General features: G+C 37.5%; 22 protein-coding genes and 1 rRNA gene. 14 read left to right on the top strand and 9 right to left on the bottom strand.

Features of this window, described 5'->3' with window-relative positions; all coding sequences use genetic code 11:
- Nucleotides 1–105: ribosomal RNA gene (gene rrf / locus H4J76_RS11905) — 5S ribosomal RNA — on the top strand; the annotation flags it as partial.
- Between the two features lie 523 nt (nucleotides 106–628).
- Here the strand turns inward: rrf and H4J76_RS11900 are convergent.
- Nucleotides 629–1,072: a response regulator gene (locus H4J76_RS11900; RefSeq protein ID WP_182222936.1), complete on the bottom strand. Its 444-nt coding sequence runs from the start codon at nucleotides 1,070–1,072 to the stop codon at nucleotides 629–631.
- 36 nt (nucleotides 1,073–1,108) lie between these two features.
- Complete coding sequence (locus tag H4J76_RS11895; RefSeq protein WP_182230680.1) at nucleotides 1,109–2,200, bottom strand: hybrid sensor histidine kinase/response regulator; 1,092 nt, start codon at nucleotides 2,198–2,200, stop codon at nucleotides 1,109–1,111.
- A 177-nt stretch (nucleotides 2,201–2,377) separates the two neighbouring features.
- Between H4J76_RS11895 and H4J76_RS11890 the strand changes: the two genes are divergently transcribed.
- The 4 genes from H4J76_RS11890 (at nucleotide 2,378) to H4J76_RS11875 (ending at nucleotide 7,453) form a co-directional block, all read left to right on the top strand.
- The gene (locus H4J76_RS11890) at nucleotides 2,378–4,084 is read left to right on the top strand and encodes a GGDEF domain-containing response regulator (RefSeq protein WP_182230679.1); all 1,707 of its coding nucleotides are present in this window, start codon (nucleotides 2,378–2,380) and stop codon (nucleotides 4,082–4,084) included.
- 64 nt (nucleotides 4,085–4,148) lie between these two features.
- Entirely contained in the window at nucleotides 4,149–5,366 is a 1,218-nt protein-coding gene (locus H4J76_RS11885) for an ATP-binding protein (RefSeq protein ID WP_182230678.1), read from the top strand.
- Nucleotides 5,367–5,408: 42 nt separating this feature from the next.
- On the top strand, nucleotides 5,409–5,957 hold the full coding sequence (locus tag H4J76_RS11880; protein WP_182222932.1) for a hypothetical protein: 549 nt from the start codon (nucleotides 5,409–5,411) through the stop codon (nucleotides 5,955–5,957).
- 59 nt (nucleotides 5,958–6,016) lie between these two features.
- A complete protein-coding gene (locus H4J76_RS11875; RefSeq protein ID WP_182230677.1) occupies nucleotides 6,017–7,453 on the top strand; it encodes an ATP-binding protein in 1,437 nt (478 codons plus the stop codon).
- A 135-nt stretch (nucleotides 7,454–7,588) separates the two neighbouring features.
- Here the strand turns inward: H4J76_RS11875 and H4J76_RS11870 are convergent, their stop codons facing one another.
- Nucleotides 7,589–9,919, bottom strand: coding sequence for a YgiQ family radical SAM protein (locus H4J76_RS11870; RefSeq protein WP_182222930.1), 2,331 nt, complete (start codon nucleotides 9,917–9,919; stop codon nucleotides 7,589–7,591).
- Between the two features lie 310 nt (nucleotides 9,920–10,229).
- Here H4J76_RS11870 and H4J76_RS11865 point away from each other — a divergent pair, with 310 nt between their 5' ends.
- On the top strand, nucleotides 10,230–12,746 hold the full coding sequence (locus tag H4J76_RS11865; protein WP_182230676.1) for a prolyl oligopeptidase family serine peptidase: 2,517 nt from the start codon (nucleotides 10,230–10,232) through the stop codon (nucleotides 12,744–12,746).
- 464 nt (nucleotides 12,747–13,210) lie between these two features.
- Here H4J76_RS11865 and rrtA read toward each other — a convergent pair whose 3' ends face one another.
- On the bottom strand, nucleotides 13,211–13,819 hold the full coding sequence (rrtA, locus tag H4J76_RS11860; protein WP_182230675.1) for a rhombosortase: 609 nt from the start codon (nucleotides 13,817–13,819) through the stop codon (nucleotides 13,211–13,213).
- 135 nt (nucleotides 13,820–13,954) lie between these two features.
- Between rrtA and H4J76_RS11855 the strand changes: the two genes are divergently transcribed.
- Both H4J76_RS11855 and ggt read left to right on the top strand, forming a co-directional pair.
- Nucleotides 13,955–14,545 carry a tRNA-uridine aminocarboxypropyltransferase gene (locus H4J76_RS11855; RefSeq protein WP_182230674.1) on the top strand — a complete coding sequence of 197 codons (591 nt, stop codon included), beginning with the start codon at nucleotides 13,955–13,957 and terminating at the stop codon, nucleotides 14,543–14,545.
- A 23-nt stretch (nucleotides 14,546–14,568) separates the two neighbouring features.
- Nucleotides 14,569–16,332 carry a gamma-glutamyltransferase gene (gene ggt, locus H4J76_RS11850; protein WP_182218083.1) on the top strand — a complete coding sequence of 588 codons (1,764 nt, stop codon included), beginning with the start codon at nucleotides 14,569–14,571 and terminating at the stop codon, nucleotides 16,330–16,332.
- 62 nt (nucleotides 16,333–16,394) lie between these two features.
- On the opposite strand, the gene H4J76_RS11845 is transcribed toward ggt, so the two are convergent.
- A complete protein-coding gene (locus H4J76_RS11845; RefSeq protein ID WP_182218085.1) occupies nucleotides 16,395–16,829 on the bottom strand; it encodes a hypothetical protein in 435 nt (144 codons plus the stop codon).
- Nucleotides 16,830–16,979: 150 nt separating this feature from the next.
- Between H4J76_RS11845 and H4J76_RS11840 the strand changes: the two genes are divergently transcribed.
- Together H4J76_RS11840 and H4J76_RS11835 are read left to right on the top strand one after the other, a co-directional pair.
- Nucleotides 16,980–17,381 (top strand): hypothetical protein, encoded by a 402-nt coding sequence (locus H4J76_RS11840; RefSeq protein WP_182218087.1) that lies wholly within the window; start codon nucleotides 16,980–16,982, stop codon nucleotides 17,379–17,381.
- 73 nt (nucleotides 17,382–17,454) lie between these two features.
- Nucleotides 17,455–17,721, top strand: coding sequence for a hypothetical protein (locus tag H4J76_RS11835; protein WP_182218089.1), 267 nt, complete (start codon nucleotides 17,455–17,457; stop codon nucleotides 17,719–17,721).
- A gap of 58 nt (nucleotides 17,722–17,779) precedes the next feature.
- Here H4J76_RS11835 and H4J76_RS11830 read toward each other — a convergent pair whose 3' ends face one another.
- Nucleotides 17,780–18,739 carry a tRNA-dihydrouridine synthase gene (locus tag H4J76_RS11830; protein WP_182230673.1) on the bottom strand — a complete coding sequence of 320 codons (960 nt, stop codon included), beginning with the start codon at nucleotides 18,737–18,739 and terminating at the stop codon, nucleotides 17,780–17,782.
- A 152-nt stretch (nucleotides 18,740–18,891) separates the two neighbouring features.
- Between H4J76_RS11830 and H4J76_RS11825 the strand changes: the two genes are divergently transcribed.
- Together H4J76_RS11825 and H4J76_RS11820 are read left to right on the top strand one after the other, a co-directional pair.
- On the top strand, nucleotides 18,892–19,242 hold the full coding sequence (locus tag H4J76_RS11825) for a hypothetical protein (protein ID WP_182222924.1): 351 nt from the start codon (nucleotides 18,892–18,894) through the stop codon (nucleotides 19,240–19,242).
- A gap of 379 nt (nucleotides 19,243–19,621) precedes the next feature.
- Nucleotides 19,622–21,808 carry an OsmC domain/YcaO domain-containing protein gene (locus H4J76_RS11820; protein WP_182218095.1) on the top strand — a complete coding sequence of 729 codons (2,187 nt, stop codon included), beginning with the start codon at nucleotides 19,622–19,624 and terminating at the stop codon, nucleotides 21,806–21,808.
- A 96-nt stretch (nucleotides 21,809–21,904) separates the two neighbouring features.
- On the opposite strand, the gene H4J76_RS11815 is transcribed toward H4J76_RS11820, so the two are convergent.
- The 3 genes from H4J76_RS11815 to H4J76_RS11805 all read right to left on the bottom strand — a co-directional run bounded on the left by H4J76_RS11815 (nucleotide 21,905) and on the right by H4J76_RS11805 (nucleotide 24,552).
- Nucleotides 21,905–22,825, bottom strand: coding sequence for a diguanylate cyclase (locus H4J76_RS11815; RefSeq protein ID WP_182218097.1), 921 nt, complete (start codon nucleotides 22,823–22,825; stop codon nucleotides 21,905–21,907).
- On the bottom strand, nucleotides 22,803–23,630 hold the full coding sequence (locus H4J76_RS11810; RefSeq protein WP_182218099.1) for an alpha/beta fold hydrolase: 828 nt from the start codon (nucleotides 23,628–23,630) through the stop codon (nucleotides 22,803–22,805). Before H4J76_RS11810 ends, H4J76_RS11815 begins: the two co-directional genes overlap by 23 nt.
- A 73-nt stretch (nucleotides 23,631–23,703) precedes the next feature.
- Nucleotides 23,704–24,552, bottom strand: a complete 849-nt coding sequence (locus tag H4J76_RS11805) for a LysR family transcriptional regulator (RefSeq protein WP_182218101.1) — start codon at nucleotides 24,550–24,552, stop codon at nucleotides 23,704–23,706.
- 150 nt (nucleotides 24,553–24,702) lie between these two features.
- Between H4J76_RS11805 and rimK the strand changes: the two genes are divergently transcribed.
- Together rimK and H4J76_RS11795 are read left to right on the top strand one after the other, a co-directional pair.
- The gene (rimK, locus tag H4J76_RS11800) at nucleotides 24,703–25,608 is read left to right on the top strand and encodes a 30S ribosomal protein S6--L-glutamate ligase (RefSeq protein WP_070376387.1); all 906 of its coding nucleotides are present in this window, start codon (nucleotides 24,703–24,705) and stop codon (nucleotides 25,606–25,608) included.
- On the top strand, nucleotides 25,608–26,648 hold the full coding sequence (locus H4J76_RS11795) for a succinylglutamate desuccinylase/aspartoacylase family protein (protein WP_182230672.1): 1,041 nt from the start codon (nucleotides 25,608–25,610) through the stop codon (nucleotides 26,646–26,648). Before rimK ends, H4J76_RS11795 begins: the two co-directional genes overlap by 1 nt.
- Nucleotides 26,649–26,651 lie beyond the last annotated feature (3 nt).

The following is a 26,651-nucleotide window of genomic DNA, read 5'->3' as shown; positions in this document are numbered from 1 at the left end:
ATAGCACTGTGGCACCACCTGATCCCATTCCGAACTCAGAAGTGAAACGCAGTAGCGCCGATGGTAGTGTGGGAGTTCCCATGTGAGAGTAGGACATTGCTAGGCTTCCAATTAGAAAAACCCGTTACTAACGTAACGGGTTTTTTGCTTTCTGGCGTTTGAAAACACAAGATTTATAACTAATATAGTAGTAGCGCCAACAGTAGTGTGATTTATGTCCGACAGACCCATGTGAGAATAGGACATTCTCCGCTTCTAATTAGGTCGCTCTTTGCCATCCTTGGCAACGCGACATTAGTATATCCATACACGTCAAAAACCCGTTACTAACGTAACGGGTTTTTTGCTTTCTGGCGTCTGAAAATATACCATTTATAACTAATTGAGCAGTAGCGCCAACGGTAGTGTGACTTATGTTCGACATGCCCATGTTAGAATAGGACATTCTCCGCTTCTATTTAGGTCGCTCTTTGCCATCCTTGGCAACGCGACATTAGTATATCCCTACACGTCAGAAACCCGTAGCTGATGCTACGGGTTTTTTGCTTTCTGATGTTTAAAAATAGAGATTAAATTATCATGAAAATAATAATTTAATAATTAAGCTCTTAGCAACAAGGCGAATTTATTAGCTAGGTAACTCAGAGGTTAGTACCCAATAGTAATTTAGCTCTTTCATTTTATTGACGAAATCATCAAATTTTAAAGGCTTAGTAATATAGCCACTAGCACCTAAGCTATAACATTCCTCTATTTCGGGTGCTGTGCTTGACGTACTTATCATCACGACCGGAATACCAGACAGGGCTGGATCGGCTTTGATTATTTTTAACGTTTCTATACCGCCTTGTCTTGGCATTCTAATATCGAGAAAGACAATATCTGGACGTGTAAATTGACTACTATCTTCAAAGGGGGCTTCATTTCTCAAGTAAGCAACCGCTTGTTCTCCATCCATAACATGCGCGATTGTATTTTTAATATTAAAATCACTAAAAGCATCCATCATCAGTTCTGCATGATCAATATTGTCTTCAACCATTAAGGCTGAAATTGCTTTAAGATTATCCATAATTTTTCCCTGTCTGTTTAGCGATACTAAAACGATTTAACCAGCTTGTTTAGCTATTACTTTGACTTTCTTAAATTTCAAGGTAAATACACTTCCTACACCTAATGCAGATTTCGCTTCTATACTGCCTCTATGATGTTCAATAATGCGTTTAACAATACTTAAGCCTAATCCTGAGCCTGAGAATTTTTTACCATTAACTAGTCGGTTAAACGGCGAGAATATTTTATCAACGTGTATTGGATTGAAACCGATACCATTGTCTTGCAATGATACTTCAATATAATTACCGGTATCGTTCATGACTATGTCGATAATTGGTAAGTTATTATTAAATTTTATGCTGTTAGCAATTAGATTTTGAAACAAGAGTTGTAACAAAGCCATGTTACCTGAGATAATAGCCAGCTCATCCGGTATATTCACTTTAAAATCAGCTTTTATTGTATCTTTAAGTGAGGCTACCGCTTTAGTAATAACCAGCTTTAAGTTAACTGTTTCGAATACTTGATTTGCATAGCCTACAGATAAGTAACTTTGTAAGTCTGATACTAAGCTATGTACATCCGTCGTACTTTTCTCAAGGTAGTCGAACCATTTTAATTCATTGGGTGTACAGTCTATCCTTGAGGTTAAATCGGCTTTTAATGCCTTAGATACTCCCATAATACGACTAATATGACCATTGAAATCATGAGATAAGCTAGCACAAAATGCTTGCATGTCTTGATTATATCCAGCAAATTCTTGTTGGTGCCTAAATCTCTCGATAGCATAACAACATGTTTTATATAGTAATTGCGGTGTTAATTCGTCTTTGGATAAATAGTCTTGAACACCTTTGTTGAGCAATGATTGTGCAATTTCAATACTATTTACTGAAGTTAATATCACCATTGGCAAGGGATTAGTTTGTAAACTTAACCACAGTACAGTTTCGCTTATAGTTGAATCAGGCAGTTGTAAGTCACATAGGCATATATCAAAGTGTTCAGAGGAAAGTCTTGCAATACCTGAAGATAAAGTTTCTGACCTTACGACATGAGCATGTATTTCTGTAATAGACGCCAAAGCATCTTCAATAATCTCAAAATGATCAGAGTTGTCCTCTATTACCATTACTTTCATGATATGTGTTCTCCTATGTCATTAATGAAATGCGAATACATCCATGAAAATTAGACATTATCAACTTAGGTTGCTAATGTAAATGTGTATCAATTGTATTGTTGATTTTCACAAATGGTTATGGATGTCCTTGTGTTTGTGTTTAAAAGCAGATGTTCATACCAGGATGGGTATTAAATGAGAATTTTAATTGTTGATGACGATGAAATTGATAGTGCGCTGGTAAAAAGAGCGTTGAGTACATCTTTACAAAATAGTTACGAAGTGAAAGAGGCTGACTCTGTCGCCAAAGGGCTTGCCCTAATTGAAGCAGAAACCTTTGATGTTATTTTACTTGATTATCATATGCCTGAAGTTAATGGTATTGAAATGATTATCGACATCCGCTCTCGCCCAAATCTTGGTAATACCGCTATTATTGTTATCAGTGCTGCACAAGACAGTTCAATTGCGTTGAACTGTATTGAAGCTGGAGCACAAGACTTTATCACTAAAATTGACATATCACATGTCAAACTCCATCAAGCGATTATACATTCGAAGAAACGCTTTGAAATGGAGCAGCGAATGCATGAAAGCTACTTAGCTTTAAAAAACATGGCCGAAACAGATCAACTAACGGGTCTACATAATCGCTATTATTTTGATGAAACCCTCAAGTTTATGATCGCTAACAGTGACCGTTCAAAACTATCTGTCGGTATGCTAGCCTTGGATTTAGACGACTTTAAACATGTTAATGATTCACTAGGACATCATGCAGGAGATCAATTACTGGTCGATTTGGTTGGCAGAGTAAAAGAATGCTTAAGGATCAATGATGGTTTCGCTCGACTAGGTGGTGACGAATTTGCTATTACCTTAGCCAATGTCCATTCTGTTGAAGAAGTTAACATGATCGCCAATCGTATTTTAACTTCATTTCAAAAGCCATTTTTAATCGAAGGCCATCGTATTAAATGTACTATTAGCATGGGGGCTGCCTTATACCCAAACGATGCGGATAGCCGTGTACAATTGGTCAAGTGCGCTGACATCGCGATGTACAGAGCAAAACAAAATGGTAAAAACGCTTTAAGGTTCTATGAATCTCATTATCAAAATGAATTTAATCGCCGTTTTTTGATTCAAAGTGAAATGACGGAAATCCTGCGTAAATCATCGTTTAGACTATTTTATCAACCGGTATTTTGTGCACATAACGATCAAATTACCGGGGTTGAAGCCCTTATTAGATGGCCTGATTCACCGAAGTCATATACGCCTGATGAATTTATTCCTGTTGCTGAAGAAACACGATTGATTCATGATCTCGGTCAATGGGTACTTACCACCGCGCTAACTGAATTAGCATCATGGCAAAGACGATTTGCCGATAATTTCTCCATGGCCATCAATATCTCAGCCTTACAATTGCAAGATCCTCAATTAACTAAAAAAATAAAAGACGAAACGACACGGCACGGAGTTTTACCTAGTACGATCATCTTAGAAATCACTGAAACAGCACTTTTAGAAGATGATGAAGTAACGCGAGCAACACTTCATTCATTATCATCTCATGGTTTCCAAATAGCATTAGATGATTTTGGTATGGGGTTTTCTTCTATTGCTCATCTAAATAACTTCCCTATTAATATCGTTAAAATCGACAAGTCGTTACAAAACAAGGAGCCAAACGTTAACAAGAAAAAAAGCTTGCTTGAAGCCGTTACTATTATGCTTAAGCTTCTTGATTTCATTGTTGTTGCTGAAGGTATAGAAACAGAGAGTCAATTATTAGTTTGTCATGAACTTAAAATAGATAAGATACAAGGCTATTTATTGGGTAAGCCTATGCCAGCACATATGTTAGAAGAAAAGTTGCTTGCACAGAGCGCATAACTTAATGGTTTTATATATCACTTAATCCTTACGTATAACTTGATATAAGTGGAGCGAAAAATCGATGATATCAGCTTTAATACCCGACAATGAACTGGCTCGTTTGGCAGCATTAGATGAGTATAATATTTTAGATACGCCATCTGAGCTAGCCTATGATCAGCTAACCGAGCTTGTCTCCAGTGTCTGTGGTACTCCTATTGTGCTAATTTCTTTTATTGACGAAAAGCGACAATGGTTTAAGTCTCATTTTGGACTTGAAGTAGGAGAGACTCCGCGTGATATTGCCTTTTGTGCGCATGCTATTCATCAGGATGATGTCTTTGAAATACAAGACAGTCGTAAAGATAAGCGTTTTCATGATAACCCTTTAGTAACCGGACCCGCTCAAGTTATTTTTTATGCAGGTGCTCCATTGATAACACCTGAAGGTCTAAGGTTGGGGACTTTATGTGTCATCGACAACAAACCGTCACAATTGACCGATATTCAAAAAAAACAGTTAACCATTATTGCTCAGCAAGTTGTTGCGCATTTAGAGCTAAAAAAAGTGGCTCGTATCAAAGATAGCCTTGTTTCGAAGTCACTGTCATTAACGAGTAACTTAGTGGCAAAAAATAAGGAACTGGAACAGTTTGTTTTTGCGGTATCACATGACTTGAAATCACCTTTGGTCACTATTAACGGCTTTACGTCCACGTTAGCGAAAGAATTATTGGCTATAACTACCGAAAAACAGCAGCATCGTTTTAGCAGAATCCTTAAAAATGTTAAGCATATGGGGGATCTGCTGACTAATTTACTTGAGCTTTCTAGAGTCATGAAAGGGGATATCACTAAAGAACCTCATGATGTAACTGGCCAGATTGAAAAAAGTTGGCAGAGATTGTTAACTAAGAACAGAATATTGAACGCTGAGCTTATATTAACTAAACCCTTACACTCCATTTTGACTCATCAGCCACTTTTTTCACAATGTATCGATAACTTATTAAAAAATGCCTTGCAATATCGGAGTGTTGAGCGGAATCTACAAGTAAAAATTCATACTGAAGTATCAGACACAGCGATTTCTTTATTTATCCGCGACAATGGTTTAGGTATCGAAAAGAAAGATCACGCACGTGTTTTTGATGTTTTTGAGCAGATTGTTGAAGGTGATGGGACTGGAATTGGCTTGACTATTGTTAAGGCCGTAATGGAAAAACACAGCGGTTTAGTGACTCTAGCCTCTGGATTAGATCAAGGATGTTGCTTTGAATTGCATTTTCCAAGAATATAAATAGAAATATAATCCACTAAATAATCCATATTAGGAATACCCATGAACGAATGGTTACAGCAATTTGCTAACCCCAATTTTATGCCGCACGGCCATTGCTACCTTTGGCGACCTGATATCTTATGGACCCATGTTATTTCTGATATCACTATAGGTGTAGCCTATTATCTGATCACTATTATTTTGGGTATATTACTCTACAAGAGAAAAGAAAGTGTGCCATATAAAGATATATTTTCCTTATTTATGGCGTTTATTTTCTTTTGTGGTACCACCCATTTTGTCGCTATTTATGTAACTTGGTACCCCGCTTATGAATACCAAGGCTGGATAAAAGCCTTAACCGCTTTTACTTCTATTTTGACTGCCATTGTTTTAGCACCAAAATTACCCGATCTTATTCAATTACCGGGTGTCGAAATTAAATATCATAAGGCACTAAAGGAAGTTGAGGCGTTAAAACATAAAAATGCCCAAATGAGTTCAGTTTATTCTGCAACACTCGACCGAGAAGAACGCGTCATCGAATTAAAAAAAGAAGTTAATTCCCTAATGGTCGAACTTAAGCGAGAGCACGTCTACGATGTTTAACTTCGCCACCTTGTCTATATTAAATTTTTATTGCACATTCTATTTTATGTGGGATATCGATGAATTCTAAGAATTCGGTATTAACTGCGCTACTATTATTCTTCATCACACTAGAAGTACTTATTGCACTCGATTACAAATCGAAACAAAAAGACATGCGTGAGCAACGTGTTTCGGTATATTCGGCTATTATCGAAATGCAAAGTCAGATTGGTTATGTTGGTTTAATACATAATTTTAAAAATGCGATCTTACGGCCCAATCAACCGCACTATCGGGCTGATGCTTTTGAAAACTACCGTAAAGCAAACATCCAATTAGATAAACTAGAAGTACAAGGCGCGTTAATTCTCGGGCAACTTAACATGTTAGCGGTAAGAGACATGCTGGTGGCTTATAAGGAAAGGTTATCTTTGTTACCAGCCTTAACTGAGAAAAATATGAGCATAAGTGAAGTTGATAATTATTTGCGTTACGACGATGAGCCTTCTCATATTGAAATAAAAGTTGTTGCAGATAAGATTGCGATTTTACTTGAAGATAAGATGTCAGACTTACTTCATCACAGCCTTAAATCTGGCTTTATTGTGCTAGTTGCTTTGTTATTGACCTTAGTCGTCATTATACGTTTTTTCTTTAAAGATCAGCAAAAAGCACTCGCGCAAAGTACTATGTTAAACATCAAGATGGAAGGGCATAAAGTTGATATGGCTCGTTCGCAAGCCATCTTATTGAGTATGATGGAAGATGTTGAAAAAGAAAGACGCCAAGCGATTAAACTCAACAAGAAATTAGTTAATAAGAACAAAGAAATGGAACAGTTTATCTATACAGTTTCGCACGATCTAAAATCGCCATTAGTCACCATTTCCGCTTTTAGTCATAAATTACAATTAGAACTTGTTGATAAGTTGACCGAAAAGCAAGCATATCGGCTGAGTCGCATCATCGAAAATGTTGATAACATGGAAAGGGTATTAACCGATTTACTTGATTTATCTCGTATTGTCCAACAAGCTATAGAAACCTCTGAGATTAATGTTAAGCAAGTAGTAGAACAACAAAGTGCGGTATTAGAAGAGGGACTTCTCAAAGCCAATGCTACTATTAACTTAGCTGACAATTTACATACCATAAATGCCAATGAACGCTTGGTGTCTGAGGGGATACTGAATTTACTTAGCAATGCTATACGCTATCGAGATCCAGCGACTCCTTTGCTTATTGACATATTTACCAGTCAAACAAAATTATCGACAACAATTCATATAAAGGACAACGGTATAGGTATCGACTCAAAATACCATAAGTTAATTTTTGGTATCTTTGAAAAGCTTTCCGCAACAAAAGGTACTGGCGTTGGCTTAACGATTGTTAAAACAATAATGGATAAGCATAACGGCAAGGTGCTACTTACTTCGGCGCTGGGCGAAGGATGTTGTTTTTCTCTTGAATTTCCTAACGATGTCAAAGGTAATCATAAAACAGTGAATTAACACTGATAATGGATTCAGGATATTGCTCACACTAACTGTAGTGGGTTATTATTTATCTAATATCATTTATTTTTTTTACTAAAAAGCCGCGTTACTTATCAAGTAAACGCGGCTTTATTTTTTGGGTAGATAATATTACTTTTTCTTTTTACCAAATGGTTGCTTTGGCTTTCTATCATCAAACTGGTTTTCAGAGAAACGTGTTAAGCCTTGCTTACTTTTCTCAGCAGCAGAGCTTGTTGACGGCTTCTTGCCATAAGCTGTCTTAGTCGTTACTGGCTTTTTGCCAAAGGTGGTTTTATTGCCTTTAGCATTATTTTTTCCTTTACCGTTATTCTTATAGTGTTGCTGCTCTTTCTCGCCACGGGTTTCGTTGGGTACCAGACAGCCCGGTTTCGAACCAATTAGCGTTTTTCCTAAGCCCATTTTAGTAAAAGCTTGGCGAAGCATCGGCCAGTTAGCCGGATCATGATAACGTAATATAGCTTTATGTAAGCGACGCTGAATAGTGCCTTTAGGTACGGCGACACTCTTGCTGTTTTTATTTACATTTCGCAGTGAATCTATTTCAGTGTGGTACAAAGTGGTGGCATTGGCTAAAGGTGATGGATAAAAGTTTTGAACTTGGTCTAATTTAAAATCATTACTTTTTAACCAAAGTGCTAAGTTAACCATATCACGATCTGTTGTGCCTGGATGTGCAGAAATAAAGTATGGAATTAAATATTGTTTTTTACCGGCTAACTTAGAGTAATGATCAAACATTTCTTTAAATTTATCATAGCTGCCCATACCTGGCTTCATCATGCTATTTAAAGGACCTTCTTCAGTATGCTCTGGGGCTATTTTTAAGTAACCTCCAACATGATGTGTCGCTAGTTCTTTGACATATTCCGGATCTTGAATCGCTAAATCGTACCTAACGCCTGATGCGATTAATACTTTTTTGATGCCAGGTATTTTTCTTGCAGCACGATATAGCTCAATAGTAGGTGTATGATCTGTATCTAAATGACCACATATTGTGGGCCATACACAAGAGGGTTTACGACAGGTTGCCTCAGCTTTTTCGCTTTTACAATTTAGCTGATACATATTGGCGGTAGGACCACCCAAGTCAGATATTACGCCGGTAAATCCTGGTACTTTTAGTTGAATATCTTTTATTTCATTGAGTATCGATTCTTGTGAACGACTCTGAATAATTCTGCCTTCATGCTCTGTTATCGAACAAAAAGTACAACCACCAAAACAACCACGCATGATGTTAACTGACGTTTTTATCATGTCATAGGCAGGGATTTTTGCATCACCGTAACTTGGGTGCGGTACTCGGGCATAAGGTAAGCCAAATACACCATCCATTTCACTTTCTGTTAAGGGGGTTGCGGGTGGATTTAACCAAATAAGTCTGCTGCCATGACGCTGTACTAGAGGTTTAGCAGAAGTAGGGTTTACTTCCTGGTGAAAAATACGTGAAGCATGGGCATACAATACTTTATTATCACGTACTTGTTCGAAAGTAGGTAAGTTAATATAAGTCGTTTCCCAAGGCTTCTTTTTATCGGCCCAAGATTTATTTTTATGTTGCTCTGCCCGATGCGGTGTCAGTTCAATCACTTGTGCTGTTTTGGTTATATCAGTGTCGGTGTTTTTAGCCGCAGCATCTGCTTCTGCACTGTTCTCAGAACAATCAGTAGAGGTGATTTCTTGATAAGGACTGATTATTGGGTCTATTTTACCGGGTTTATCTATCGAACGAGAGTCGATACCTTTCCAGTTGGGTAATACTTGGTTAGCAAGAAAAGCACTACCCCGAACATCGGTGATATTTTTAACTTCCTCACCATTTGCAATACGGTGGGCAATTTCAATTAAGGGGCGTTCGGCATTACCGTAGACGAGAATATCTGCTTTTGAATCAAATAATACCGATTGACGTACTTTATCTGTCCAGTAATCGTAGTGGGCAATGCGACGTAAGCTTGCTTCGATGCCGCCAATAATTACCGGCACACCTTTATAAGCTTCTTTACAGCGCTGAGTATATGCAGCTACTGCTCTGTCTGGACGTTTTCCGCCTTCATCGTTTGGCGTGTAGGCATCGTCATGACGCATACGACGTTCAGCGGTATAACGATTGATCATTGAATCCATATTTCCGGCTGTAACGCCAAAAAATAGATTAGGTTGTCCTAACTCCATAAAGGCATCTTTGGTATGCCATGCAGGTTGAGCGATAATACCAACACGAAACCCTTGCGACTCTAACATCCGACCAATAATTGCCATTCCAAAACTTGGATGGTCAACATAAGCATCGCCAGTTACTAAAATGATATCACAAGAATCCCAACCTAGGGTGTCCATCTCACTTCGAGACATAGGTAAAAACGGCGCTGTTCCATAGCATTCAGCCCAGTATTTTGGGTATTCGAACAATGAGGTTTTTACTTGTGTGAGCATAATTTGGCCTAGGATTGTGTAAGTAAGATTTTATTGTCGCTGGTCAATACAAAAAACAATAATTTGTTGTATAGAACAAGGCGCGCGATTATAGCAAATTATCATTTTAATTGTATCCTTTATTGATGCATGGGCATGATTTAAAAAGCCTCCATACATTATGACGCAACTTTATTGCGGTTGGTCGCATAAGATTACACTTTGCCGCCAGTTAAATTTACTATTTGATTGTATAAATTTATCGGGTTGAGTATAACTAACTATCTGATGTCCATTCTCAAAATTCACGATTAAAATAAGTCTCTTACCTATGAAAATAAAAATATTAACCGCCGCTATAAGTTTATCTTTAGTTGCCTGTGTAACAACAACGGCTGATCAATCGGCTGAAAAAATTTTAGATGATAACTACAGCAATAATAAATCTGTGGCGGCCGCTAAAGAAGTAAAGACAATCGCTATTGCTAAAGCCGTTGCCCCAAAAGAGTCTTTGTTAACAAATAACGACTTATTAATCACCTTAGAACAAATTATGTCTGACCCAGATTGGATGGGGCGTTCACCACAAAGTTGGTATTGGGGTGATGATAATCAGACTATTTTCTACAAACAAAAACGTGCGGGTAGTCCACTAAGTGATTTATACCGCCAAGCGACGTTGGACAAGGAAGCAGAAAAAGTTAAATTAGCGCAAATGCATGTGGTCAGTGATAGAAATGCACAACGAAATAAAGCCAATACGCATGAAGTTTACACTTTTGAAGGCAATGTTTTTGTTAAAGAGCTAGCGAGTTTAGATGTTCAACAACTGACTTATACGTCAGCTTATGAATATTCAACGATGTTTTTAAATAATGGTAATGTCGCTTACCGAGTTGGCAATAAATTTTTTGAACATGACTTATCCAGTAATAAAATTATTGAATTAGCTAATTTACAATTAAAAAAAGATCCTAAAGACAGTGAGGAGAGTCAGAGCTATATTGCCAGTGAACAACATGACTTAATCGCTTATGTTGCCTTGCAAAAAAGAAATAGCGAACTGCGAGAGAATCAACAAGAAAAACTCAAAGCGCAAAACGCTACACTGACTAAGAGTGACTTCTATTTAGGGGATAATAAACGTATCAATCACGCGAGTCTATCGCCCAACGGTGATAAGCTTATTGTCAGTATTAGTAGCGGTGAATCAAGCCAAGCTGATAGTGATATTATGCCTAACTATATTGCCGATGATGGTCATATAAAAGCGGAAAAGGTCCGTCAGCGTGTTGCTGATAATCGTCAATATAATGATGAGCTTTTTTTACTTGATTTAAAGTCAGGTCAAAAATTTCCGCTTTCTTACGACGTTTTACCCGGTGCTGATGAAGATGTACTTGCCAGTGTAAAAACTGAGAACTATCAACGTGAAGGTAAGGTTTATCAGTCGCAAAAATCACCCCGTAATATTCATGTTATGCAAGCTAATTCCCCTATTCAATGGCACGAAAATGGCAAACAAGTTGCAGTATTACTAGAAGCATGGGACAACAAAGACCGTTGGTTAACAACCGTTAATTTAATGGAGAATAAGCTAGAGAGCCAACATCGCTTACATGATGATGCTTGGATCAACTGGAGCTTTAATGAGTTTGGTTGGTTAAAAGGTGACAATACCTTGTACTACCTCTCAGAAGAAACTGGCTATTCTCATCTTTACAGTAAAAACTTAGCAGGTAAAGCCAAACAACTCACCCGTGGTCAATTTGAAATCAGTGATGTGAGCCTAACGCAAGATAAGTCACGTTTCGTCTTTAAAGCAAATAAAAAACACCCTGGTATTTACGAAATCTATCAAGTAGATATAAAATCTGGTCAGTTTAGTGCTTTAACTGATTTAGGCGGTATGAATGACTATGCATTAAGCCCTGATGATTCAACCTTATTAATTGAACATTCAACAGTAGCCATGCCTCCAGAGCTTTATGTAAAAGCACTTAAAGATGATGCTACGGCGATACGCTTAACTCATACGGTCTCTGAAAAATTCTTAAGTATGCCTTGGACTGCGCCAAGTGTGGTTGCTGTGCCTTCTTCATATCAAGATGAACCTGTTTATTCTCGTGTTTATTTACCAAAAGACTATGATAAAACGGCTGATAAAAATCGTGCGGTAATGTTTAGTCATGGCGCTGGCTATCTACAAAACTCACATTTAGGTTGGTCTGGGTATTTTAGAGAATACATGTTCCATAGTATGTTAGTGCAACAAGGTTATGTCGTTATTGATATGGATTATCGTGCTTCTGCAGGATACGGGCGCGATTGGCGAACAGCTATCTATCGCCACATGGGCAAACCTGAAGTACAAGATATGCGTGATGGCGTAAACTGGTTAGTTGATAATGCTAATGTTGACCGTCAACGTATTGGTACTTATGGCGGTTCATATGGCGGCTTTCTTACCTTAATGTCTATGTTCACTCAGCCTGATTTATTTCAGTCAGGTTCGGCACTGCGCTTAGTCTCTGACTGGGCCTATTATAATCATGGTTATACCTCAAATATTTTGAACACCCCTGGCGATGACGCTATTGCTTATGAGAGAAGTTCACCTATTTATTTCGCTGAGGGATTAGAAAAACCCTTATTAATTAATGCGCCAATGGTCGACGATAATGTCTTTTTTCAAGATACCGTACGTTTAGTGCAACGTTTGATTGAGTTAGAAAAGCAAAACTTCGAAACGGCTATTTATCCAGTCGAACCTCATGGTTTTGTCCAACCAAGTTCTTGGTTAAATGAATATAGACGTATCTATAAGTTATTTGAAAATACCTTGTAACTTATGTAAAGCTTGCAAGACTAAAGGGTTACCTTTCTTATGAATTAAGAGCGTTAACCTTTTTTTTTGACGAAGAAAAGAACGACACTCTACTCATTGAAATAAAATGGTTACAGGAAGATGAAACTAATATTTGTGATGCTATTTTATCTCGATTTTATTGTAAATGCTCAGGCTAAAGCGGTATGTAAAGTCAGTTTGGGGAGCATAACTATTTCCCTTATGCCATTATCGAAAAGGGAAGATTAGTGTCAGGTATCATAAAAGATATTCATGATGCTATTACTGAAAAATTGAGCAGTCTGAGCAATATAAAATTTCAAGCTCAGTGATAAGTGAGCATAATATCCTTAGCGCACTTTCAGCTAATTCTAATATATCGATAAAACAATATAGTAAGACATTAATCGCGTTGAAAAAAGCAGGTGTTATCGACGATTTTTTAAGAAAAATCAGTCTTTACCTTAATGTTTTTTTAGTGAAAATGATTTGATAGCCATTAAAAATAATATGGCAAGCACACCACCTAATGCCCCCCATAAATGAGCATTTATTGCTACGTTAGCGCCAATCAAGTCAGCGACGTCTTCACTTGCGCCATAATATTGTTCGTGAGCTATCTTTAAAATTACTCCAATAAGTAATAAGTAACCGGTGCGCTCTTTTGCTTTTATATCCTCAATAGCGCCCCAAATAAACAAGCCATGTAAAATACCGGATAAACCCACGTATTGTTCAATGTTTGGCGAAAACCAATGGATGCCAGCAGCACAAATAACAGCACTTATCATAAACACAATCAGATAACTTTTAATGGTGTAGAAATGACCATGTAAAGCCCACAACATAATAACCGCTGCACTATTCAACAGGAAATGGGCACCATTGGTGTGAAAAAAATGTCCGCTAAATACCCGCCAAACTTCGCCTTGTGTGACTAAACTGCGTTGATAAACAAAAAAACCACTTAAACTACTATCAAATATAAAAGCAACCAGTGAAATAATCAGAACTATGGCGGGAACCGTTACTTGTTGAACAGAAATTGGAAAAGCAGAAAGTGACAATCGCATTAAAATAGGCTTATAAACAAAGAGTAAAATATATTTTACTGCATTTTAGATGTTTTTTATATTGAAAATATTCTTAACGTTTAATGGTGAACAGCGTAGACTCATCGTTAATAATTATCTGTTAAGCCCAAATTAATGACCCGAGCATACTGCTTACAATGCGAACGTCCTGAAAAATCTTGTCTATGTCATTTAGTCACATCGGTTGATAATGATATTCATATCGTGATTTTACAACATCCATTAGAAGTTAAACAAAGTAAAGGCAGTGTAACCTTATTACATCAGTCATTAAAAAATAGCCAAGTTATTGTGGGTGAAAATTTTACTGACAATATTGAAGTACAAAGACTATTAGAGCATTATCATCAACAATGTGCTGTTTTATATCCGGCTAATGATGCCGTTGTTTTAAGTGTCAATAATAGTAATATAACAACACCTAAGTGTTTGTTTATCTTAGACGGCACTTGGAAAAAAGCGTATAAAATGTTTATGAGCAACACTTGGCTGCAACAACTGCCGCATTTTACCTTGGAGAATGATATTGTTGGACAATATCAAATTCGAAAAACAACTAAAAAGCACGCTCTGTCATCACTAGAGGCTTGTTGCTATGCGCTTAGTGTTTTAGAACACCAACGTGATGGAGAAAATAAGTATCAAGCAGTATTGGCAAGCTTTGTAGAATTTAATCATTTTCAGTTATCGTTTAACCCAAACTAGTTTATGTGTTTTTAAGGAAAACTATGTCTCGAATCCCACTATTTCAGCGTTTAAGTATGGTAACGCTATCACTGGTACTTACCTTCACTAGTCAAGCCGAAATAATAAAACAGCAAGAAGACCGTGAACCCGAAGCTGCTACGGGTGTTATCCATAAACAAGCAGTTACCAGCAAAGACTTTATGATCGCGGCAGCTAATCCTTATGCTAGCCAAGTTGGTTTCAACATCCTAAAAAAAGGAGGCAGTGCCATCGATGCGGCGATTGCTGTGCAACTGGTATTGACCTTAGTTGAACCGCAATCTTCAGGGATCGGTGGTGGTGCTTTTATTTTGCATTGGGATAAAAAGGAACAATTCTTAACGACTTTTGATGGTCGCGAAACTGCGCCAAAATTGGCAACGGCTGAGCTGTTTTTAGATGATAAAGGTAAAGCCATTTCTTGGATTAAAGCCGTTGTTGGTGGTCGTTCTGTTGGTGTTCCTGGTGTGTTGTCAGCACTAAAACAAGCGCATCAACAATATGGGGTGCTTGCTTGGTCAGAATTGTTTGTCGAAGCGATTGAGCTTGCCGAGCAAGGTTTTATTGTTTCTCCACGGCTCGAAAAACTAGTCTCAATGCAGTTTAATCCAGGCATTAGCCAACTTCCTGAAATAAAGAATTATTTCTTCCCTAATAATATTGCCATAAAAGCCGGTGATCGTTTAAAAAACAAAAAGCTTGCTGCTGTTTATAGAAGTATTGCTAAAGATGGACTTAAACCTTTTTATCATGGTTGGATAGCGGAAAAAATTGTTGATGCGGTGCAAAATTCTATCATAGCGCCAGGTAGGCTTACTCTGCAAGATATGGCACATTATCAGCCTAAACAACGACCTGCTGTTTGTGGTAGTTATCGCGACTTTAATATTTGTGGTATGGCACCTCCTAGTTCTGGCGGTGTTGCGGTTATTCAACTGCTTGCCCAACTTCAACCTTACGACTTTGCGAAAGAAAGCCCCAACAGTTTAACGGCCGTACATTTACTTACACAAAGTTCTCGTTTAGCCTTTGCCGATCGAGAACGATATATTGCCGACAGCGACTTTGTTAATGTACCTGTTGCGGGGCTAATATCTCCTAACTATTTAGCAAAACGCTCGAAATTAATTAATATTGATAAGGATATGGGAACAGCGCGAGCTGGTTTCCCGCAGGGCGCTTTAGCACAAGCAGACGATCTTGCTTTAGAGTTACCATCAACCAGTCATATTTCAATTGTTGATAAGCAAGGAAATGCGATATCAATGACGACCAGTGTTGAAATGGCTTTTGGTTCAGCGGTGATGGTGGAAGGCTTTATTTTAAACAATCAATTAACCGATTTTTCATTGGCGCCAAAAGTAAATGGGCAATGGGTAGCAAATCGCTTAGAGCCACTAAAGCGACCTAGAAGCTCCATGGCTCCTACGATGGTATTTAACCAAGATAATTCATTAAAACTTGTTGTGGGTTCACCAGGCGGTAGTCGGATTATAAACTATGTTGCGCAAGCCATTGTTGGTGTAATTGATTGGCAGTTAGACCCTCAAACGGCAATAAATTTACCAAAAGTAACCAATCGTAATAAGGTGACCACCTTAGAAAAAGGCACGAATATTGAATTATTAAAGCCAGCTTTAGAAGCCAAGGGACATAAAGTTATCGTTAGAGATTTAAATAGTGGTCTTCATGCAATTGAAGTGACAGAGCAGGGATTAATTGGCGGTGCAGATCCGCGCAGAGAAGGGGTTGTCTTAGGTTTATAAATCATTTTTTGACCTATCTTTTTTAGGATAGGTCAAAAGTGTATTTTAAAACATAGACTAATTTAGAAAGGGTCTTTTAATATTTTATCAATAACCCAATCGCCATCTATTTGAATAAGAGATAAGCGCTTAACGTCTTTCAAACGATTATTATCGTAAATACCATCAAAATAAACAGTAATTACCGCTGCGTCTTTGAACTGCTCACGAACTTTTACACCGCTGTCATCAGGCGATGCAACCACTGAATCGTAAGACATATTAAATAAATGGCGGCCAACAGCTTTGGGTGACTTGTAATGTAAGATAATTCGAGACAATTGTGGGCTACAAACTTTGGCTGCTTTCTTCACATTTTTTTCATTATAAAGTGCATCAAAAAAAGCGATAGCTACAACTTCAGGACTTTCTGAAGTTTTAATGTCTCCACTTTCTTCGTCACCACATGCAGTAAGTAGAAGAGTAAATGAGATAATGATTAATTTTAAATAGTTCATAAGCTGTAAGTATTACCTGGAAAGTATCCTTATATACTACCTGAAATTATTAACTGATTAGTATTAAATATTATAAAAATTCAAATAATATTGAAATTTTATAGAGTAAGCCCAATATATAAACTATCAACGGGTCCTTAGGAGTAACAATTGCAAAATATCATTTTGAACTTTATTTTGTTCATCAGCTCTTTAGTATCCGTTAATGCTGTTATCTCAGTTCCTTTGTCATCTGTGATTAGCAACGATACTCAACAAGTAGAATACATAGAGTATTGTGCTGAAGCCCCCTTACTTATATTACAAAAAACACGTGAAGTTCAGCTATATAAGGCATTAAATGCTCTAAGTATGAGTGGAACTTACTTATATTCGGATTTGTTTCATGACGCTTTTGATTTACATCATGACTCCCTCATACTTGTCGATACACAGATAAGTAGGCAAAAATATAAAATTCAAAAGCAAACCTTTCAAAAGTCTGTGGTAACTATTCATCTACAATTCATTAAAACGCTTTATCAAGTTGAAAGTGAAAACCTCATCGCGTAATCGATTATTTTAATAAATATCCGTTTAATCATTTCATTGATTAAACCTTTTAAATAATTTGATTGAGTGCTCTATGGAAAATTTCTTTACGTATGATTTATATCTGGCGTTAGCGCCATGGTTAGTTTTTGCTGTGCTATCAGTATTGGCGATAATATTAATGAAGCTTGCTAAAAAACGCCGTGGTATAGCGATTGCCTTTGCTGTTTTTGTGCAAATGTTTTCTCCAGATCCTTTTGTGGAGAAAGCGATTGCTATGGTGGTTTCTGAAAAAAGAGCGATTAAAAAGCAGCAAGACGAAGATGGAGAAGGGCAGGGGTTAATAAAAAAGATTGAGTAAAAGCCTACATATACAAATGCCAGACGAAAACGTTCTGGCATTTTCTAAATAATATTGTTTATAAAGAACTCCTTGATGATTTATTCAATAAAGTTAAGATTTCTTCTTTATTCTTTAATATTTTTATATCACTAAATAATTGCTCTGCCTCAGGGTATTGTAATCTTAAGTAACGTAGCCACTGTTTTAATCGACTTGAAAAATAAAAGCTTTTATCGCCAATTAATTCAAGTTCACTGTATTGTTTTAGTAGAGAGCATAGTTGGTGCCAAGGCATAGGTTGTTGATTGTTTTTTATTACCGCTTCCAAGTTTGGCAGAGCAAGTGCGCCACGGCCAAGCATTAAGTTAGACGTATGGCTTTCCTCGATGCAACGGTGGGCATCTGCTAAGTTCCAAATCTCCCCATTAGCGAAAATTTCTATTGGATATTTTTTGACAATACCAGCAATGAAATGCCAGTAAGCAGGAGGACGATAGCCATCGGCTTTAGTTCTCGCGTGAATGGTGAGTTGATCCGCCTTGGCAGATGTTATTGCGCTTACTATCTCATCTAACAACGAGGCATCATCAAAGCCTAAGCGAATTTTTGCCGACAGTATCACATCTTTGCCAACCGCTTCTTTTACCGCTAGCACTATTTTGTAAATATCTTCAGGTGTTTTTAGTAATGCGGCACCGCCACGATTTTTATTAACGGTTTTAGCAGGACAGCCAAAATTAAGATCAACACCATGTGAGCCTAGTGCTATTGCTCGAACAGCATTTTCTGCCATCCAGTTGGGTTCTTGACCAAGTAACTGCATTCTCAATGGTGTGCCTGACTGCGTGTAACCTTGTTGTTCTAATTCAGGGCAAACTTTGTAGAAACATCGCTCAGGTAAAAGCTGGTCAACAATACGTAGAAACTCAGTAATACAAAAATCGTAATTATTTAATGAGGTGAGTAGACGGCGCATTAAGGCATCAGCAACACCTTCCATTGGTGCTAAAACAACTTTCTTTACTTGAGTATTCATAGATCAGCGAGTAACCTCAAAAGTGAGTGATAAGATTTATCTAAGAGTGAATAAATATTTTCAACCTCATTGAAATTTATTTATTCGGTGAAGGGTCTTTGTTAGTAGCTTACATATGTAGTGCCAAAATTATAATATTAAAGGAAAATATCATGAAAATTTTAAAAAAATCATCATTGACAGCTTTATTAGGTTTATTTGCCTTAACACTTGCCATTTCAGCTCCTGTAAAAGCAGAAATTAACCCTTTTGAAACTAAAAGCATTGTAACGATTACAGCGGCAGATGCTAGCGGAAAATGTGGTGAAGGAAAAGCTGACGAAAAAGCTAAATGCGGCGAAGGTAAAGCAGACAAAAAAGGTAAATGCGGCGAAGGTAAATGTGGTGAAGGTAAAGCAGACAAAAAAGGTAAATGTGGCGAAGGAAAATGTGGTGAAGGTAAAGCAGATAAAAAAGGTAAATGTGGCGAAACCAAAACTGACGCTAAGAAATGTGGCGGTTAATTCTTAATCATTTATTAAACGTGAACACATATCTTTAAAAAAGCTATTTAACCCTTTGTTAAATAGCTTTTTTGTTTGTTTATAGCTATTGCTGTTTGTTGTGTCGCGAGTCATGATAAAAAATGATTCACTACCTAGAGTGAATTATTGTTTTATCACACTTTACCTAGCTATTTTAATGTCCCTGTAAAATCAAATTCCTGGTTACATCGCACTATTTTATTTAAAACAGTGTCTTTCTTAATTAATGTCTTTTTTTCCAAGACTAATGTCTCGAAAAAACAGATAATACCGACCATTAATTACATCTTGCCAATTGGCAGTCGCTAAAACTAAGCAAATCACTGAGCTTTTAGTGCAAAACTTCGGAAATTATTCAATGGAAATCAAAGTTAATTATCTCGACAACCTTAGAATTGAAGCTAAATTTGATGATTTTTCTGTCATCGCTGATCAACCTATTCGCTATAAAGGTGATGGCTCTGCTCCAGGGCCTTTTGATTATTTTTTAGCTTCATCAGCGCTTTGTGCCGCCTATTTTGTTAAAGTTTATTGTAATTCGCGTGATATACCGACTGAAAATATTCGTTTGTCACAAAACAATATTGTAGATCCTGAAGATCGTTATAACCAAATTTTTCAAATTCAGGTTGAGTTGCCTGAAAGCATTTCTGAGAAAGACCGTAAAGGCATTGTCCGTTCCATTGATCGCTGTACCGTTAAAAAAGTCGTTCAAAGTGGACCAGAGTTTAAAGTAGAAATAGTCGATAGTCTTGAAAACGACGCCCAAGCAATGCTTATGGGGCAATCAGCAAGTGACTCCAGCACCTACATTTTAGGTAAAGACTTACCACTTGAACAAACTATTGCCGATATGACAGGTCTGTTGGCTGATTTAGGTATGAAGATTGAAATATCTTCTTGGCGAAATATTGTGCCTAATGTTTGGTCATTGCACATCCGTGATGCGGCATCACCGATGTGCTTTACTAACGGTAAAGGCGCAACGAAAGAAAGTGCGCTTTGCTCTGCACTTGGTGAATTTATTGAGCGTCTTAACTGTAATTTCTTTTATAACGATCAGTTCTTTGGTGTTGATATTGCCAACAGTGATTTTGTTCATTATCCCAATGAAAAATGGTTTAAACCAGGCGTCAATGATGAGTTGCCCAGCGACATACTTGATGAATATTGTTTAGCGATATATAACCCTGACGATGAATTACGGGGTTCGAACCTAATAGATACCAACTCTGGCTTAGCGGAGCGAGGTATTTGCTCTATTCCTTATGTACGCCATTCTGATGGTGAAACCGTCTATTTTCCTTCAAATTTAATTGAAAATTTATTCTTAAGTAATGGTATGAGTGCAGGTAATAATTTACCCGAAGCACAAGTACAATGCTTGTCAGAAATTTTTGAACGTGCGGTAAAAAAACAAATTATTGCACAAGAAATTATTTTACCCGATGTGCCCAAAGACGTAATCGCAAAATACCCAAGTATTTTAGCAGGCATTGAAGGGTTAGAGGCGCAGGGCTTTCCTATTGTCGTTAAAGATGCATCGTTAGGTGGTCAATTCCCGGTCATGTGTGTCACGCTTATGAACCCTAAAACGGGTGGTGTCTTTGCCTCCTTTGGTGCTCATCCAAGTTTTGAAGTTGCCCTAGAAAGGAGTTTGACGGAGTTGTTACAAGGAAGAAGCTTTGAAGGCTTAAACGATGTACCCAAGCCAACGTTTAATAGCATGGCGGTTACTGAACCTGAAAACTTTGTTGATCACTTTATTGACTCAACAGGTGTTGTTTCCTGGCGTTTCTTTAGCAGTAAAGCTGATTATGAATTTTGCGAATGGGATTTTTCTGGCACCAACGAAGAAGAAAATGCTGTGTTAATGGCGATTTTGAAAGACTTGGGCAAAGAAGTCTATATCGCAGAGTTTAATCAATTGGGGGCTACTGCTTGTCGAATGCTAGTGCCAGACTATTCAGAAGTGTATCCGGTTGAAGACCTTATTTGGGACAACACCAATAAATCTCTTGAATACCGCGAAGATATTTTAAATCTTCACATTTTAAGTGAAGAACAATTAGTCGCTTTAGTTGAGCGTTTAGAAGATAGCCAACAAGATAACTACATTGATATAAAAACATTAATTGGTATTGAGTTTGATGAAAATACCGTTTGGGGTCAGCTCACTATTCTTGAATTAAAAATTCTTATTTATCTTGCCTTAGGCGCTTTAGAAGAGGCTATTGAATTAGTTGGAGAGTTTTTACAATACAATGACAATACGGTTGAACGTGGCTTATTTTATCAAGCGGTTCATGCGGTATTAGAAGTTACCCTAGACGAAGAGATGGAACTTGAAGACTATATCGGTAACTTTAATCGAATGTTTGGTGAAGAGACTATGGAACACGTGGTTGGTTCAGTCTTTGGTGAAGTTAGGTTTTATGGTTTAACACCAACAAGTATCAAACTTGAAGGTTTAGATAAGCACCTGAGGTTGATTGAAAGCTACAAAAAATTACACCAAGCACGTAAAATAGCGGCTGAAAAATAGTAAAAACATATCATGTAAAAAGCCAATATCTACTATAGGTATTGGCTTTTTATAAACGTTGCGCATTTAAATTTTAAATCTTAAGTTTAATGAGCATTAATCAGTTTTATACACCTCGGTTCTGTTTCTGCCAAGTTCTTTTGCTTTATATAGGGCATTATCAGCCTGAGCGTAGAAGTCAGTAAATGATATTTTATCGTTACAAATACTGGCACCAATACTTACCATTAATGGTTTGTTATCAACCTTAATGTTAGCAATTAACTGATGTAATCTTTCACAAAATAATAAAACATTCACTTTGTCTGTGTCAGGTAGCATGATCAAAAATTCTTCACCACCAAAGCGAGCAACGAGGTCTGTTTGTCGACAAAAGGCTTTCAACTTTTGACCAAGCTCTTTTAATACTCGGTCTCCTGATAAATGGCCAAAGCTATCATTTATTTTCTTAAAGTGATCAATGTCGAGCATTAATAAACCAACCGATTGATGAGATCTTGCTGCCTGCTCAAGGACTAAAATGCTTCGCGATTTCATTTCTCTTCTATTTAATAACTCGGTTAATTCGTCAGTAGAAGCAAGTAATTTCAACGCTTCTGCTTGCTCTTCTAATGTTTCGCGGGTTTTTAATAATTCATTATAAAGTTGGTCTCTTTTAGAGGCATTAAAAAAGCTCCAGTAAATACAGCCATCATCACCTAAATGCGCGTTCACGGTTACTGGAATGCGAGCCCCTTGAGCATTAAATATAATTAACTGCATTTCTTCACACGTTTTCTCATGTAAAAGTGTTGGAATGAGATAACTTTGAAAAAATATTTTTGACGATTTTGTGAAAATCACATCTGTACTTTTACCGATAAGGGCTGCTGGTTGCCATAATAGTTCAGTAGTGAAATATGCATTAACATAGGTAATAACTCTTGACGAATTAGTGACTAAAGCACCGCAAGGAAAACTATCCAGCGAATAATTTTGCATGTTACTTTGTGCTTTACTTTTGCGTGTCGTGGTCATTGTTCGCGTATTCTATTATTAAGTCGACAATTTCGTTCGGATGCGTCATATGTAAACAATGTCCGTCAGCCAGAATCACTTCCAGTTGACTATTTTTTATTTGGCTATGAATAAACTCACCAACAGTCGTCGCAGCCAAGGCATCATTTTTACTTTGAAAAATTAATGAAGGTTGCTTTATATCTTTTAAAATATGGCGATAATCAGATAAAAATGTTGCTTCAGCAAAATTCTTCGCTATAACAGGATCAGTAGAGCAAAAACTTCCCGTTAACTCTCCTATTAAATCCGTTGAATTATCATCTCCTATCACTAATGGCGCTAAATAATCAGCCCAACCAATATAATTTTTATCCATCAGGCTTAATAATTCGAGTAAATCTTCTTTTTCAAAGCCGCCCAAGTATTCAGGAGGAAAGTTTAGAAAACAAGGTGAAGGGCATATCATGATAAGCTTAGAAAAAAAATCAGGCCTTTTATTGGCGGCAATCGCACCGATAATACTACTTACAGAGTGTCCGACAAAGATTGCATTTGATAGCTCTAGCACTTCAGCTATTTCAATAATATCTTCGGCATACCCATCAAGTTGGCTATAACGTTTCTTGTTGTATTGTGAGATATCTGAACCACCAGAGCCGACATAATCAAAGAGTACGATGGTAAACTTGTTCAGTAGCTTTGGCGTTAAAAAGCGCCACATGTTTTGATCGCAACCAAAACCGTGCGCAAGAAAAAGTGTTCTATCACCTTTTCCAACAATTTTAACATTATTTCTAATCAACACCTCTTTTGACAAAAGCATAATATTTCCTACTCAAATGTATCGTTAATTAACGGTTACTAACCTTGTTTATACTACTATCTAATAATCTTGCTTATATTACCACAGAAGGAAACAGTTGCAGCGTTTGCTCAATTATATCAGTTTTCTGACTTTTCGCTAAATAAGCGGCATATATATCTCTTGAATATACCGGCGCTTCTTCAACTAGGTATAATTTATTTTTCTCGATATACTCAAAAGTCATTTGTCTGGGTAAATAAGCACTTCCGCCGGCGTCCAATAGAAAATTTAATGCAATTCTTGGTTGGCTCATATAGTGTCTTGCGGGAGGAGCATCTTGAAATTCTCGAAGGTGTTGCGCATTCACTGATTCACCATAGTCGACCATTATGTGGTTATCTAATGTTAACTTTTCGATAGTATCGTTTGGCTCTGTGGTGACTAAATGTAGTGGAACCGTGGCGACTTTTTCAGTGATTAAATCTTTAACAAACGGCGGCTCGAAAAAAAAGGCAACATCGACCACACGACTCAGTAAACTCTTTCTAAGCTCTAACGGCGAGTAAGTGTTGGTTAATAAACTAACATCATCAAGGTTTCTGTGTATTTTTTTTAACCAGTCTTGTAAGACAATATCCCAAATAGACATCATAGAGCCAACAACTAATTGATAAGTATCACTGTCTGCAACACCAACATCTTGTTTAGTTTTTTGCCACATAAACAATAACTCATTAGCATGTTTTATTAACCGATTACCTTCTGGGGTTAATTTTAAATGCTTTTGGCTTCGGTCAAACAACAGCACACCTAAGTCACCTTCTAATAACTTAATCCTTGCGCTTACTGCAGATTGAGTAATGAATAAGTTCTCAGATGCTATTCTAAAGTGTAATGTACGGCTCACTTCAAGAAATGTTTTTAATAGTTCGATTCTCATACAAACCTCGACAAACAACGCAATCATTTTTTTTGATTAAACTCATCAAAATATAGCGCTATATTATTTAATAAGCTGACTATACACTCCACAGCACTTATTACCTCACTTTTTATCATTAAATAAAAGTGAATATCAAAAGACTGACTTATGAAAATTGCTATCTTATCTAGAAATAAAAAACTTTACTCTACCCGTCGTTTAAAAGAAGCGGGTGAAGCTATGGGCCATGAAGTTGATATTATCGATACTTTGCATTGCTATATGGACATTACGAGTAGCCGTTCATCGGTGCGTTATCACGGTAAAGAACTACCAAAGTATGATGCAATTATTCCTCGTATTGGCGCCTCTGTGACTTTTTATGGCACAGCTGTGGCAAGACAATTTGAAATGATGGGTACCTTCAACATTAATGAGTCCGTCGCTATCAGCCGCTCACGCGATAAATTACGGTCATTACAGTTGCTATCGCGTAAAGGTTTGGGTTTACCGCGAACGGGTTTTGCCAGCAAACCTGATAATGCCAAAGATTTAATTAAAAATGTTGGCGGCGCGCCGGTGGTTATTAAGTTGCTCGAAGGCACGCAGGGCATAGGCGTAGTATTAGCCGATACGGCTAAATCAGCTGAAGCCATTATCGAAGCGTTTATGGGTTTAAACGCGAATATTTTGGTACAAGAGTTTATTAAAGAAGCCGGTGGTGCTGATATTCGCTGTTTAGTGATTGGCGGTAAAGTGGTTGCGGCGATGAAACGTCAAGGCGCTGAAGGTGAGTTTCGTTCTAATTTACATCGTGGCGGCTCTGCTGAAGTGGTTAAATTATCTAAGGCTGAGCGTGATACTGCTGTCAGTGCTGCAAAAGCGATGGGTTTGAACATGTGTGGTGTCGATTTACTGCGTTCACAAAATGGTCCTATGGTAATGGAAGTTAATTCATCTCCTGGCCTTGAAGGTATCGAAAAAGCGACAGGCAAAAATGTTGCTGGGATGGTGTTTGAGTTTTTAGAAAAGAATGCAAAACCTCATGACACCAAAACACGTGGCAAAGGATAATGAAAGTGAGTTCTACAGACATATTACGCATTGGTGAATTTGAAATTTTACCTGGAGAGCAGCGCAAAATAGAGTTGCCGGTTGCTAAGTTATATACCGATGCCGACGTTTCTTTACCCGTTCATATTATTCGCGCTAAAAAACCGGGGCCCACTATTTTTTTGAGTGCGGCGGTACATGGCGACGAATTAAATGGTATTGAAATTATTCGACGCTTGATCCACGAAAAGAAACTTAAAATAACGCGAGGCACAGTTATTGCTGTTCCTATGGTTAACGTTTATGGCGTGGTTAATCAAAGTCGCTATATGCCTGACCGTCGTGATCTAAATCGCTGTTTTCCCGGCTCTGCGAAAGGCTCTTTAGCAGGGCGTGTCGCGCATATATTTCTCAATGAAATCGTTAAACATTGTGATTACGGTATCGATTTACATACCGGGGCAATTCATCGCTCAAACCTGCCACAAATTAGGGCGGATATGTCTGATCCCGATACCAAAGCCTTGGCGGAAGTGTTTGGCGTACCGGTTGTGTTAAATTCTACTTTAGTTGACGGATCGTTAAGAGAATCAGCCGTTAAAAACGAAACGAAAATACTATTATATGAAGCGGGTGAAGCGCTGCGTTTTGATGAGTTTTCAATTCGAGCGGGCATGAAAGGTATCTTAAATGTTTTACAATATTTAGGTATGACCAGAAAAGTTGTCCGCTCTAAGAAGAAAAAACTTGTGCCTTTTATTGCTAATGGTAGTCAATGGGTGCGCGCTAACGCTAGTGGTATTGTTCATAATATTGTAAATTTGGGCGATCAGATCACTAAAGGTCAAGTGTTAGCCGAAATTGGTAGCCCATATGGTGCAATATTTGATTCGGTTAAAGCAACACGCTCAGGCATTTTAATCGGTAAGCAAAATATACCGCTAGTACAAGATGGAGAAGCTATGTTTCATGTCGCTTATTTCAGTGAAGACGATGAAGAAATCGCTGAACACATTGAAAACGTACAAGAGCAGCTTTTACCTGAAAATGATGACAGTTAGGAA

The organism is Colwellia sp. BRX9-1, from assembly GCF_014077195.1.
In the GTDB taxonomy this organism is placed as follows: Bacteria; Pseudomonadota; Gammaproteobacteria; order Enterobacterales; family Alteromonadaceae; genus Colwellia_A.
The sequence above is the reverse complement of the archived record's forward strand: the minus strand, read 5'-3'. Positions and strand labels throughout refer to the sequence as shown.